Source organism: Granulicella cerasi (assembly GCF_025685575.1).
Classification (GTDB): domain Bacteria; phylum Acidobacteriota; class Terriglobia; order Terriglobales; family Acidobacteriaceae; genus Granulicella; species Granulicella cerasi.
On the sequence record NZ_JAGSYD010000001.1, the window covers coordinates 1,262,993 to 1,275,882 of the forward strand.

At 59.6% G+C, this 12,890-nt stretch carries 12 protein-coding genes and 1 pseudogene; 12 read left to right on the plus strand and 1 reads right to left on the minus strand.

All coding sequences use genetic code 11. From position 1 onward, the window contains the following. Positions 1–170 precede the first annotated feature (170 nt). A complete protein-coding gene (locus tag OHL11_RS05235; protein WP_263370415.1) occupies positions 171–2,159 on the minus strand; it encodes a S9 family peptidase in 1,989 nt (662 codons plus the stop codon). A 683-nt stretch (positions 2,160–2,842) separates the two neighbouring features. On the opposite strand from OHL11_RS05235, the gene rpsL reads away from it, so the two are divergent. The 12 genes and pseudogenes from rpsL to rpsC all read left to right on the plus strand — a co-directional run bounded on the left by rpsL (position 2,843) and on the right by rpsC (position 12,637). Further along, positions 2,843–3,226: a 30S ribosomal protein S12 gene (rpsL, locus tag OHL11_RS05240; protein ID WP_263370416.1), complete on the plus strand. Its 384-nt coding sequence runs from the start codon at positions 2,843–2,845 to the stop codon at positions 3,224–3,226. 155 nt (positions 3,227–3,381) lie between these two features. Next, positions 3,382–3,852 carry a 30S ribosomal protein S7 gene (gene rpsG, locus OHL11_RS05245; RefSeq protein WP_263370417.1) on the plus strand — a complete coding sequence of 157 codons (471 nt, stop codon included), beginning with the start codon at positions 3,382–3,384 and terminating at the stop codon, positions 3,850–3,852. A gap of 123 nt (positions 3,853–3,975) precedes the next feature. After that, positions 3,976–6,069: an elongation factor G gene (gene fusA / locus OHL11_RS05250; protein WP_263370418.1), complete on the plus strand. Its 2,094-nt coding sequence runs from the start codon at positions 3,976–3,978 to the stop codon at positions 6,067–6,069. A gap of 146 nt (positions 6,070–6,215) precedes the next feature. Next, a pseudogene (gene tuf, locus OHL11_RS05255) lies at positions 6,216–7,390 on the plus strand (elongation factor Tu). A gap of 288 nt (positions 7,391–7,678) precedes the next feature. Continuing rightward, positions 7,679–7,996, plus strand: coding sequence for a 30S ribosomal protein S10 (gene rpsJ, locus OHL11_RS05260; protein WP_103934077.1), 318 nt, complete (start codon positions 7,679–7,681; stop codon positions 7,994–7,996). A gap of 163 nt (positions 7,997–8,159) precedes the next feature. Beyond that, the gene (gene rplC / locus OHL11_RS05265) at positions 8,160–8,885 is read left to right on the plus strand and encodes a 50S ribosomal protein L3 (protein WP_263370419.1); all 726 of its coding nucleotides are present in this window, start codon (positions 8,160–8,162) and stop codon (positions 8,883–8,885) included. 131 nt (positions 8,886–9,016) lie between these two features. Then, the gene (gene rplD, locus OHL11_RS05270; protein WP_263370420.1) at positions 9,017–9,670 is read left to right on the plus strand and encodes a 50S ribosomal protein L4; all 654 of its coding nucleotides are present in this window, start codon (positions 9,017–9,019) and stop codon (positions 9,668–9,670) included. Between the two features lie 2 nt (positions 9,671–9,672). Then, positions 9,673–9,963, plus strand: coding sequence for a 50S ribosomal protein L23 (locus OHL11_RS05275; protein ID WP_263370421.1), 291 nt, complete (start codon positions 9,673–9,675; stop codon positions 9,961–9,963). A gap of 134 nt (positions 9,964–10,097) precedes the next feature. Next, complete coding sequence (rplB, locus tag OHL11_RS05280) at positions 10,098–10,922, plus strand: 50S ribosomal protein L2 (RefSeq protein ID WP_263370422.1); 825 nt, start codon at positions 10,098–10,100, stop codon at positions 10,920–10,922. A 125-nt stretch (positions 10,923–11,047) separates the two neighbouring features. Beyond that, positions 11,048–11,332 (plus strand): 30S ribosomal protein S19, encoded by a 285-nt coding sequence (gene rpsS, locus OHL11_RS05285; protein WP_263370423.1) that lies wholly within the window; start codon positions 11,048–11,050, stop codon positions 11,330–11,332. A gap of 12 nt (positions 11,333–11,344) precedes the next feature. Beyond that, positions 11,345–11,851 (plus strand): 50S ribosomal protein L22, encoded by a 507-nt coding sequence (gene rplV, locus OHL11_RS05290; RefSeq protein WP_263370424.1) that lies wholly within the window; start codon positions 11,345–11,347, stop codon positions 11,849–11,851. A gap of 111 nt (positions 11,852–11,962) precedes the next feature. Continuing rightward, positions 11,963–12,637 carry a 30S ribosomal protein S3 gene (gene rpsC, locus OHL11_RS05295; RefSeq protein WP_263370425.1) on the plus strand — a complete coding sequence of 225 codons (675 nt, stop codon included), beginning with the start codon at positions 11,963–11,965 and terminating at the stop codon, positions 12,635–12,637. Positions 12,638–12,890 lie beyond the last annotated feature (253 nt).

The following is a 12,890-nucleotide window of genomic DNA, read 5'->3' on the forward strand; positions in this document are numbered from 1 at the left end:
ATCCGAGTTTTCAGTTTACAGGAAGCCCCACGTCGCGCGCGGGCGTTTCCAGCGGTTTTTGTGAGCTGCTCTTCGGACGATTGGCGTCCGGCAAAGGTGAGCAGCGGGTTTCTGTTGCTCCAACAGCAAACGCCCGGCGATGGTCGCCGGGCGTTTGGGGCTTTCCGCCTCTACTTCAGGTTTTCGTCGAACCACTTCTGCGTACGTTCGGCGCGGTCCTTGATGTGCGCCGGGTCACGGAAGCCGTGGCCTTCGTTGGGATAAATGACGAGCTGTGTCTTCACGCCGTGCGCCTTCAGCGCGCTCCAGAACTCGAAGCTCTGCGGGGCAGGGCACTCGCCATCGCGGTCGCCGACGATCACAAGCGTTGGCGTGGTCACGTTCTTGATGAAGGTGATTGGCGAGGACTTGGCATACACCGCGGGATCGTCATAGACGCTTGCGCCGAAGAACGGCACCATCCACTCCGAGATCTGGTTCTGGCCGTAGTAGCTCTGCCAGTTGGCGATGCCCGCTCCTGCCACGGCGGCCTTGAAGCGCGGCGTCTGCGTCACGGAGAACATCGTCATGTAACCACCGTAGCTCCAGCCGGTGACGCCTTCGCGGTTCTTGTCGATCGACGGAATGTCCTGCTCCAGCTTGTCGAGGCCGGTGAGGATGTCGCGGAGATCGCCATAGCCAAAGTCCTTGCGGTTAGCCTGCGTGAACGCCTCGCCCTGACCAAAGGAGCCGCGCGGGTTCGGCTGGAAGATGAAGTAGTTCGTCAGCTGCTGCGGGCCCATGTCCCAACGCGCGCCGATAGAAGCCGACGGCCCGCCATGCACCTGCGTGATGATGCCGTACTTCTTGTGCTCGTCGAAGTCCTTGGGGAAGGTGAGCCAGCCCTGGACGTGCGCGCCGTCGGAGACCCACTCCACCGAGATGGTCTTGCGGCGCAGCTTCAGGCCTTCGTTGAAGTGGGTGAACTGCTTCGGTGCACCGCTGCCTGCGCCCCAGATTTCAGGTGCCTGCTCGAGTCCGGACTGCACCCAGACGGTGTAGCCCCCGTTGGCGGGCGAGAAGCTCGGCGCGTCCTTGACCAGACCGCCGCTAAGGCTGGCGAGACCGAGGTCGACCGTCGAGTTCGGCACGGCTGCCTTCTTCTCGACGTCCCAGTCGAGCATGAGGGTGTGGCCGCGCTTGTCCTCTACGAAGCCCACGTGCGTCGGCGAAACAAAGCTTTCGTGCACGACCGTGCCGTCGAGGTCGGGGGTGACATCCACCGGCTGCGCGCCGGGCCTGGCGTCGATCAGCCAGAGATCGCCACCGGTCGAACCGAAGTCGCTCATCAGGCCGCCGATAAAGGCGATCTTCTTGCCATCGGGCGAGAACTTCGGCACGGCGATCTGCAGGCCATGCATCGCGCCGGAAACCTTCGACGGGTCGAGAATCAGTTGCGCGTGGCGGTCATTGACCCGCCACAGCTTTGCCACCCACCAGTTGTTCTCGCCGGGAGCCTTGGTGCCGGTCGTGGCGATGGTCTTCGAGTCGGGCGCCCAGGCGAATTCGTAGGTGTACATCTCGGGAGTGGGCGGCAGCAGCCATGCGCCGTTGCCGTCCTCGGTCTTCACGGCGTAGACGCCCTGAATCTCAATGTTGTCCTCGCCGATGACACCCGCAAACGGCTTCATGGCATCGAGTGCGCCAGCGTGACGCGTGGCGTTCTCCACGAAGAGGAAGGCGATCTGCTTGCCGTCTGGCGACCATGCCGGGGTGTCCATGTTGCCGGTCACATGCGTGAGCTGGCGGCTCTTGCCGTCAGCGGGCGTGTAGAGGAAAATCTGCTGCTGCGTGGACTTCGCGTCCTTGCCGGTGCAGGTGGAGAGATAGGCGAGGGTCTTCGAGTCCGGCGACCACATGGGCGTGGTGTTCGAGCAGCTCGTCTGATCACCGGGCGCGACGATCTTCTCCTTGCTCATATCTACGGTGGGGAAGGGCAGCAGATGCAGCTCGGTGCCTTCCTTGCCCTTGATCGTGTAGGCGAGGCTGGTGCCGTCAGGCGAAAGGGCGACGAGCCCGGGCTGGCGCACCTGGCGCCCGGCTGGGGCGCTCGTCGAGGAGGTCTGCGCAAACGCGGCAAGAGGCAGGGCGAGGAGGACGGCGGCGAAGGTGTGACGCATGAGCAAAGGGTAAACGACGAACCCCAGCATTGGCAGAAGCGCGATGGAAATGAAAAGCCCGCCGGCAACGACGAGGCTGCCAGCGGGCGAGTTCCCGCAGTGAGGGACGTTGGCACATGCGGGCGGGAATCCAGGCCGACGGCGCTGCAGAGGATCGCAATGGTGAGTACTGTAGGGGCTGCACGCAGCCGCGAAGCTCTCAGGGCGATCCGTGTGATGGGGCGAACATCTTGTCAATTGCGAAAACGTGCTTCATTTGGTACATTGAGAGGGTTCCGCGTGTATCGGGAATAGGTGTATCTGGAAGCCGGAAAACGGGGCGAGATCACCACTGTCTGCGACCTGCGGGCCATGTCTTTACGACGGGCGAGAGCGGGCCGGAACGAACCGGAAACGGAGTTGGGCAAGTGCTTGCGAGAGCGCGACAAGCCCCGGCCACCGTCCGCTCGTCTCAATAGAATGAGCAGAATGTAGTACGCGCATGGTTTTTAGAAGTACGGCCACGCGCAGGATTCAGGACTTCGCCGGAGCTTGTTTTCAAGCTCCGCCTTTCGTGTGTGCGCTGTAAGTTACAGCCGCATGAATGAAGAGTGAAGGTGCTGCCCTGTGTCAGTGTTCGAGGGATAAATCGGAAGTTCCTGGCGTCATCGACGCATAGGACTGCAACCAGTAAAGGAATTGAAGTGCCTACATTTCATCAGCTCGTAAAGCAGGGCCGCACGCCCACCAAGTACAAGACCGCATCGCCCGCACTGCAGGGTTCTCCCCAGCGCCGTGGCGTTTGCACCCGCGTCTACACCCAGACGCCGAAGAAGCCGAACTCGGCGCTTCGTAAGGTAGCTCGTGTGCGCCTCACCAACGGTATCGAAGTCACCACGTACATCCCGGGCATCGGCCACAACCTGCAGGAGCACTCGATTGTGCTCATCCGCGGCGGCCGTGTGAAGGATCTGCCGGGTGTTCGTTACCACGTTGTTCGCGGAACGCTCGATTCGGTTGGCGTAGCCAAGCGTATGCAGAGCCGCTCGAAGTACGGCGCAAAGCGCCCGAAGGCGACCGCGAAGTAAACAAGATCAGCTGCTAGCCTCTAGCTCCTGGCTTCCAGCCATTATGGCGGAGAGCTGGAAGCTAGTGGCTAAAAGCTAGAAGCTGGCAGCGAAAGCTGCCCATAACAGGCCCAGCACGTGAGAAGTCACCGCGCTGGGGGAAGAAGAGAAAAGAAATGCCACGTAAAGGCCATGTATCCAAGCGCCAGGTTGCTGAAGATCCGATCTACGGTTCGACCCTGGTTACGAAGTTCGTCAACAACATGATGTGGGGCGGCAAGAAGTCGACCGCGCAGGGTATCTTCTACGCTGCGATGGAGAACCTTGAAGCAAAGGGTGGCGATGAAGCCCTCAAGCTCTTCAAGAAGGCTGTCGAGAACGTCAAGCCGATGCTGGAAGTGAAGAGCCGCCGCGTCGGTGGTGCGAACTACCAGGTGCCGATCGAAGTGAACCCGGAGCGCCGCACCTCGCTGGCGATCCGCTGGCTGATCTCCTACGGCCGCGCTCGCGGCGAAAAGGGCATGGTGGAGAAGCTCACCGCTGAGCTGCTCGACGCAGCGAACGGCCGTGGCGCCGCGATGAAGAAGAAGGAAGACGTTCATCGCATGGCAGAAGCCAACAAGGCTTTCGCTCACTACCGCTGGTAAGCAATTCGAGAGGATGGAGCCGCCAAGGCTCTATCCTCTCGCTAAGTTTCTGAACACCGCGCCGCAAGGCTGCGACACTCAAGCAAGCATCACAGCAGGCCGGGCCTGCAGAAAGAAACTCCCTTGGCACGCACGATTTCCCTTCAAAAATGTCGCAACATCGGCATCATGGCGCACATCGATGCCGGTAAGACGACGACGACCGAGCGCATCCTGTTCTACACAGGCGTGAACCACCGCATTGGCGAAGTGCACGAAGGCACTGCGACCATGGACTGGATGGAGCAGGAGCAGGAGCGTGGTATCACCATCACCTCTGCTGCAACCACTTGCTCGTGGAACGGCATCCGCATCAACATCATCGACACCCCCGGCCACGTGGACTTCACGGCCGAAGTGGAGCGTTCGCTCCGCGTGCTCGATGGCGCTGTAGCTTGCTTTGACTCCGTACAGGGCGTGCAGCCCCAGTCGGAGACCGTGTGGCGTCAGGCCAACAAGTACAAGGTTCCCCGTATCTGCTTCATCAACAAGATGGACAAGGCTGGCGCGAACTTTGAGTACGCGACTTCGACCATCGTGAACCGCCTCGGCGCTCGTGCAGTGCCGATCAACTGGCCCATTGGTGAAGAAGCCAAGTTCCAGGGCGTCGTTGATCTCGTCGAGATGAAGGGCATCGTTTGGAACAACGAAGAGATGGGCGCGAAGTACGACGTTGTTGAAGTCCCTGCGGACATCAAGGCCAAGTGCGAGTCGCTCCGTCACGAGCTGATCGAAGCCGTTGCTGATGCCGACGAAGAAGTGATGATGAAGTACCTCGACGGTGAAGAGATCTCCGTTGAAGAACTCAAGCGCGCTATCCGCAAGGCCGTTATCGGCATGCATATCTTCCCGGTGATGTGCGGCACGGCGTTCAAGAACAAGGGCATCCAGACCCTGCTCGACGCAGTGGTCGAGTACCTGCCGAGCCCGCTGGACGTTCCGGCCGTTGAGGGCATCAACCCCCACAACCCGGAAGAGAAGCTGACCCGCAAGGCTGATGACTCCGAGCCGTTCGCCGGCCTCGGCTTCAAGATCATGACCGACCCGTTCGTCGGCCAGTTGATCTTCATCCGTGTGTACTCGGGCGTACTTAAGACCGGTGATTCGGTGCTGAACCCGCGTACGGGCAAGACCGAGCGTATCGGCCGTCTGCTCAAGATGCACGCGAACAAGCGTGAAGAAATCACCGAGATCCTCGCAGGCGACATCTGCGCGGCTGTCGGCCTGAAGAACCTCGTCACGGGCGATACGATCTGCACGGAAAAGTCGCCGATCGTGCTCGAGTCCATCGACTTCCCGGCGCCGGTTATCGAAGTTGCCGTGGAGCCGAAGACGAAGGCTGATCAGGAAAAGATGGGCATCGCTCTGGCGAAGCTGGCGCAGGAAGATCCGACCTTCAAGGTACGCACCGATGCGACCAATGGTCAGACGATCATCGCCGGCATGGGCGAGCTTCACCTCGAAATCATCGTGGATCGTATGATGCGCGAGTACAAGGTGGAAGCCAACGTTGGTAAGCCGCAGGTGAACTACCGCGAAACGATCCGCGGTAACGCTGAGGCTGAAGGCAAGTACATCCGTCAGACCGGTGGTTCGGGTAACTACGGCCACGCCAAGATCCGCATTGAGCCGAACGAGACCGGTAAGGGCTACGAGTTCTCGAACGACACCAAGGGCGGCACGATCCCGAAGGAATACATCAAGCCGATCGACCAGGGTATCCAGGAAGCGATGGCTGGCGGTGTTCTCGCGGGTTACGAAATGGTCGACATCAAGGTGTCGCTCTATGACGGTTCGTACCATGACGTGGACTCGAACGAAATGGCGTTCAAGATCGCCGGTTCGATGGCGTTCAAGGAAGCTGCTCGTAAGGCAAAGCCTGTTCTGCTCGAGCCGGTGATGCAGGTCGAAGTGACCACGCCGGAAGAGTACATGGGCACCATCATCGGCGATCTCAACTCGCGCCGTGGCCGTATCGAAGGCATGGAGATGGTGGGCGGCGTTCAGGCGATCAAGGCAACCGTGCCGCTGTCGAACATGTTCGGCTACGCGACGGCGATGCGTGGATCGACCCAGGGCCGCGCAAACTTCTCGATGGAGTTCAAGCAGTACGAAGAAGCTCCTCGCTCGGTGAGCGAAGAAGTGATCGCAAAGGTCAAGGGCGCCGAAGCCAAGTAAGCGCTTGGGAATAGGGAGCAGGCACCGGCCTGCTCCTGAAACCACCTCAAAGTTTCGCAAAGTAAGCCGCGCGCTGGAGCCACTGTATGTACAGTCGGCGCGCGCAAAACAAGGGTTAGCAGTACTCAGCTAATTGGAGAAGACTCATGGCGAAGGAAAAATTTGACCGTAGCAAACCGCACGTAAACGTAGGCACGATTGGTCACATCGATCACGGCAAGACGACGTTGACGGCGGCGATTACGAAGGTTCTCTCGAAGCACAACCCGAAGAACGCGTTCAAGTCGTTTGACCAGATTGATAACGCTCCGGAAGAGCGCGAGCGCGGTATCACGATCTCGACCTCGCACGTGGAGTACGAGACGGCGAACCGTCACTATGCTCACGTTGACTGCCCGGGCCACGCCGATTACATCAAGAACATGATCACGGGCGCAGCGCAGATGGACGGCGCGATCCTTGTGGTTGCGGCCACTGACGGCCCGATGCCGCAGACCAAGGAGCACGTTCTGCTGGCTCGCCAGGTTGGCGTGCCGTACATCGTGGTGTTCCTGAACAAGTGCGATGCGGTGGAAGATCCTGAACTGATCGACCTGGTCGAGATGGAAGTTCGCGAGCTGCTGTCGAAGTACGAGTTCCCGGGCGACGACGTTCCCGTGATCCGTGGTTNCTGAACGGCGAAGCACAGTGGGAAGAGAAGATCGACGAGCTGATGCAGGCCGTGGACGACAACGTTCCTCAGCCTGACCGTCTGGTCGACCTGCCGTTCCTGATGCCGATCGAAGACATCTTCTCGATCTCGGGTCGTGGCACGGTGGTGACGGGCCGTATCGAGCGTGGCAAGATCAAGGTGGGCGAAGCGGCACAGATCGTGGGCTTCCGCGACACGCAGAACACGACCGTGACCGGCGTCGAGATGTTCAAGAAGCAGCTGGACGAAGGTCTTGCTGGCGACAACGCGGGTCTTTTGCTCCGCGGTACGGCGAAGGACGACGTGGAGCGCGGCATGGTGCTGGCGAAGCCGGGTTCGATCACGCCGCACACGGTGTTCAAGGGCGAAGTGTACGTGCTCTCGAAGGAAGAAGGCGGCCGTCATACTCCGTTCTTCAACGGCTACCGTCCTCAGTTCTACTTCCGCACGACGGACGTGACGGGATCGGCGAAGCTGCCGGAAGGCACGGAGATGGTGATGCCGGGCGATAACATCGCTCTGGAAGTCACGCTGCACACGCCGGTGGCGATGGAGAAGGGCCTGCGCTTCGCGATCCGCGAAGGTGGCCGTACCGTCGGCGCTGGTGCGATCTCCGAGATCATCAAGTAAGACAACGGCAGGGTCCAGGGCTTAGGGCCCAGGGCCCAGCAAACCACGAAGGCCACCGAGAAATCGGTGGCCTTCGTGCGTTGCGGGAGGTCGAAATATATATCGGGGAAAACTCGAAATATATTGTGAGTTTTCCTCAACTGCGTTATTCTTACTTGGTTGGGCTACGTGTGTCTGCGTGGCTCTGTGTACTCCCAACAATTGAGGGTTGTCGGTCGGTCTAGAAGTCGATCGCCTGCAAACCACTCCCAGCCGATCTTTGTGTAAGGTCAGAAAGAAGTACCCCACATGGCGCAACAGCGCATTCGTATCCGCCTGAAGGCTTATGACTATCGCGTTCTCGACACCTCCACCGGTGAAATCGTTGAGACGGCGAAGCGTACCGGAGCCCAGGTTGCAGGTCCAATTCCCCTGCCCACGATGAAGAACAAGTACTGCGTTCTCCGCTCGCCGCACGTCGACAAGAAGTCGCGCGAAGCGTTTGAGATTCGCACCCACAAGCGCCTGATCGACATCCTCGAGCCCACGCAGCAGACGGTGGACGCTCTGATGAAGCTCGATCTACCCGCTGGTGTGGACGTAGAAATCAAGACCGTCACCAAGTAGCTCATAGCTGCTGGCTTCTAGCTTCTAGCTATAGGCCGAGCGGTGAGAGTGGTGATTCTTGTAGTTGAGTAAAACGAAGCTAGAGGCTAGCAGCTAGAGGCTAGCAGCTTGCAAAACCTACAGTGCGGCGGCTCAACCGCGTGCATGATGAGGAGATAAGTCAATGTCAGTAGCAGGAATTCTCGGTAAGAAGATTGGCATGACCCAGATCTTTGACGAAGCGGGTGTTGTTCACCCCGTCACGGTTCTGAAGGTCGGCCCGTGCGTCATCACGCAGGTCAAGACGATGCAGAAGGACGGCTACGAAGCCGCCCAGATCGGCCTCGTTGAGTTCGTGAAGGCCACCAAGGTAAACAAGGCACAGACCGGTCACTTCGCTAAGGCGGGTGTGGCTCCGGTTCGTGAGATCCGCGAAGTGCAGATCGAGCCGGTTGAAGAGGGCCAGGAAGCTCCGAAGGCGGGCGATCGCCTGACCGTCGAGATCTTCAGCGAAGCTCGCTTCGTGGACGTGATCGGTCACTCGAAGGGCCGCGGTTTCGCTGGCGTCGTGCGTCGTCACGGCTTCGGCGGCGGTCCCAAGTCGCACGGTCACATGTTCCAGATCCAGGGTTCGATCGGTGCATCGTCGTTCCCGTCGCGCGTGTTCCCGGGCCAGCGTATGCCGGGCCGTTTCGGTAACGACCAGGTGACGGTCCGCAACCTCCGCATTCGCGGCATCGACGTTGAGGACAACCTCCTCCTCGTTGAGGGTGCGGTTCCGGGCGCGAAGGAAGGCTACGTTCTCGTATCGAAGTCGGTGGCTCCGCCGCGTGAGCGTCGTGGATTCGCCGGTGCAGCTACGAAGGACGCGCTGAAGGCTTCGAAGAAGGCTTCCGCCAAGAAAAAGTAACTCTTAGGCGGTAGCGGGTGAAAGCTCGCTGCCGCCATGAGCCACAAGGTGCGCGGGGAACAGACCGAGAACGCACCATAACAAAGTTAGGGCTGGCGGCAACGATCGTCAGCACGGAAAGAAGAAGTGAGATGGCCAACATCAATGTTGTGAATCTCGAAGGCTCCAAGGTTGGCGAGTTTGAACTCGACCCCTTGTTCGCCGGCGAGGTAAACGAAGCACTCCTTTGGGAAGCGGTAAAGCATTACCGCGCAGCGCTGCGTCAGGGTACGCACGCGACCAAGAACCGCAAGAAGGTTTCGGGCGCAGGCAAGAAGCTTTGGAAGCAGAAGGGCACGGGCCGCGCTCGTGTAGGCTCCATCCGTACGCCGCTCTGGCGTGGTGGTGGTACGGTCCACGGACCTCAGCCGCGCTCGTATGAGTACGCGTTCCCCCGCAAGAAGCTCCTGGGCGCTCTCCGCTCGGCTCTGATCTCGAAGATCAACGACGGCCAGCTGACCGTTGTCGAGAACTTCGACGTGCAGGAAGCCAAGACCAAGCTCTTCCGCCAGACGCTGAACAAGCTCGAAGCGAAGAAGACCGCACTGCTCGTGGAAGCCACGCAGCAGATCGACGAGAAGCTCTACCTCGGTTCGCGTAACCTCGCGGGCGTCGAGTTGGTGCTGGCGTCGGAAGTGCACCCGTATGACCTGCTCCGCTATGAGAACGCGATCTTCTCGAAGGCTGCGTTTGAAGCTCTGCAGGAAACGCTGAAGAAGAACGTCAGCAAGAAGGAGGCGAAGTAAACATGCCTACCGTATATAGCGTTATCCGTCGTCCCATCATCACCGAGAAGGCTCTGATCACTCGCGAGATGGAAGGCACCCTGGTTTTCGAAGTGGCCGCAACGGCCACGAAGACCGAAGTGAAGCAGGCTGTGGAGAAGCTTTTCAGCGTGAAGGTTGCGTCGATTCGCACCTCGATCGTGGAAGGCAAGGAGCGCCGTCGTGGTCGCTTCGCTGGCTATCGTCCGGACTGGAAGAAGGCCTATGTGAAGCTGAAGGCTGGCGAAACGGTTCCTGACTTCGTAGCTGAGTAATTGCGTGGGTTCGGTAGCGTGCTCCGCTGCCGAACCCAGACCGCCTCTCCCCGGAGATCGCTGGTCGTAGTAACTATCGCCTCCTGGCCACGCAGGCCAATTTCAAGGATGCGGAGAAATTCAAGGATTTAGAAATGCCGATTAAGAGCTTTCGACCGATTACGCCTACGCTTCGTTTCCAGACGAAGCTGGTAAACGACGACATCACGACGGACAAGCCGCATAAGCCGCTGCTCGCAACCAAGCAGCGCACCGGCGGCCGTAACAACACTGGTTTGATGACCATGCGTCATCATGGCGGTGGCCACAAGCAGAAGCTTCGCATCATCGACTTCAAGCGCGAAAAGTTCGGTATCCCGGGCAAGGTCGCGACGGTCGAATATGATCCGAACCGCTCGGCACGTATCGCGCTGATCCACTACGCGGACGGCGAGAAGCGCTACATCATCCAGCCGATCGGCCTCAAGGTCGGTCAGGAAGTGATGAGCGGACCGACGGCCGACATTTTGGTGGGCAACGCTCTGCCGCTGCGCAGCATTCCGGTCGGTACGATCGTGCACAACATTGAACTTCGCCCGGGCCGTGGCGCGCAGATGGCGCGTTCGGCTGGTGCGCAGGTCAACCTCGTCGCCAAGGAAGGCGATTACGCGCTGCTCCGCTTGCCTTCGGGCGAAACGCGCCGCGTGCTGATCGACTGCATGGCGACCATCGGACAGGTGGGCAACACCGATCACGAGAACGTGACCATCGGTAAGGCCGGCCGTAACCGCTGGAAGGGCATCCGTCCGACCAACCGTGGTGTGTCGATGAACCCGGTCGATCACCCGCACGGTGGTGGTGAAGGTAAGACCTCAGGCGGCCGTCACCCGGTTACGCCGTGGGGCCAGCCGACGCGTGGTTACAAGACCCGTAACAACAAGCGTACGGACGTCTTCATCGTTTCGCGTCGCAAGAAGTAGTAGTAACGGCGCCCTGGGAGGCGTGAGGCTGGCGCATGTCAGACTTACGAACGGATGGGCTGGACCAAGTCGCAGACTCCTCTCCTGCGATTCGTTGTACCGAGTACTGAAAAGGAAAATCACAAATGGCACGTTCTACGAAGAAGGGCCCGTTCATTGACGAGCACCTGATGACGAAGGTCAACGTGATGAACGCTGCGGGAGACAAGAAGGTCATCCGCACATGGTCGCGCCGCTCGACGATCCATCCCGACTTTGTCGGTCACACGATCGCCGTGCACAACGGCCGTAAGTTCATCCCCGTGTACTGCACGGAAAACATGGTTGGTCACAAGCTGGGCGAATTCGCAGCAACCCGCACGTTCAAGGGCCACGTGGCCAAGGGCGGCGACACGGCGAAGGGCCGCTAAAGGGAGACAGTAATGGCAAAGAAGACTGCAAATACCGCTCCCGAGTTCCGCGCTGAAGCGAAGTTCCAGCGTGTAAGCCCGCAGAAGGCCAAGCTCGTGCTTGACCTGATCAAGGGTCAGCGCGTGGAAGCTGCCATCAACACGGTGGCTTTCACCAACAAGCGCATCGCTCCGGTGGTGGAGAAGGTTCTCCGCTCGGCTGTGGCGAACGCGCAGCATCTGTCGGATGAGCGCGGCCTCGACATCGATCTGGACAACCTGATCGTGAAGACCGCTGTCGCCAACGACGGCCCGCGCATGAAGCGTATCCGCCCTGCCCCGATGGGCCGTGCGTTCCGCTACCAGCGCCGCATCGCACACATCATCATCACGGTGGCCGAGAAGAAGGCTGCTGAGGTGAAGGTGAAGGCTGCTCCGGCAACGGAAGCACCTGCTGCCGAAGCTCCGAAGGCTGCCAAGAAGGCAGCTCCGAAGAAGGCCGCAAAGAAGGCTGCTAAGAAGACCGCAGCTGCTGAGTAAGTCATTCTGGTGAGTCGGTCAGGGAGTGAGCTTTCGAGCTTTCCTCGACCGACAAAATCCGTGTAGTCCACCTCCCGGCTCAACCGCGGATGGTGAGAAAAGAAGGATAGTATGGGACAAAAAGTCCATCCCTATGGATTCCGCCTGGGCGTCAACAAGCCCTGGAAGTCGCGCTGGTTCGTAGAGCGCGGTTACGACAAGCTCCTCGTTGAGGACGTCAAGCTGAAGGCTGAGCTTCGCGAGAAGCTGAAGGCTGCTGGTGTTTCGAGCGTTGAAGTTGAGCGCCCGGGCAACAAGCTCCGCCTCATCATCCGCACCGCACGTCCGGGCATCATCATCGGCCGCAAGGGCGCGGAAATCGACAAGCTCAAGGCAGACATCCAGAAGCGTACGAACCGCGAAGTGTTCATCGACATTCTGGAAGTCAACAAGCCGGAGCTCGACGCTCAGCTCGTGGCCGAGAACATCGCTCTCCAGCTGGAGAAGCGTGTATCGTTCCGTCGCGCAATGCGTAAGTCGGTGGATTCGGCTCTGCGCTTCGGTTGCAAGGGCATCAAGGTCCGCGTGTCGGGCCGTCTGAACGGCAACGAAATCGCTCGCTCCGAGTGGTATCTCCAGGGCCGCCTGCCGCTGCACACGCTGCGCGCAGACATCGACTACGGCTTCGCGGAAGCGAAGACCACGTACGGCATCATCGGTGTCAAGACGTGGGTTTACCGTGGCGATATCTACGAGCAGAAGAAGCGTCGTCCGGCTGAGACCGTGGGTGCTGCTGGCGTATTCTAGCCAAAGATTGGAAATCGGGTTTGGAGATTCGTTTCGGCGGACTCTAAACCCGAGGTCCATGTTGAAAAAGTTTGGAGAAAGAACCAAACTTTGCTACACTATTCAGGTTTGGCCCTGAGTCTGCCTTGGTTTGCACTGTGGCAGAGACCTCGGTCGAGCTTTCAGAGTTTGGATTGTTCTTGATCCACTCTTGCATTCCCCTCGAAACACTAAGGGTTCTGCTGAAGCTCCTCGGCTGTTCTGCGGCTTCCGC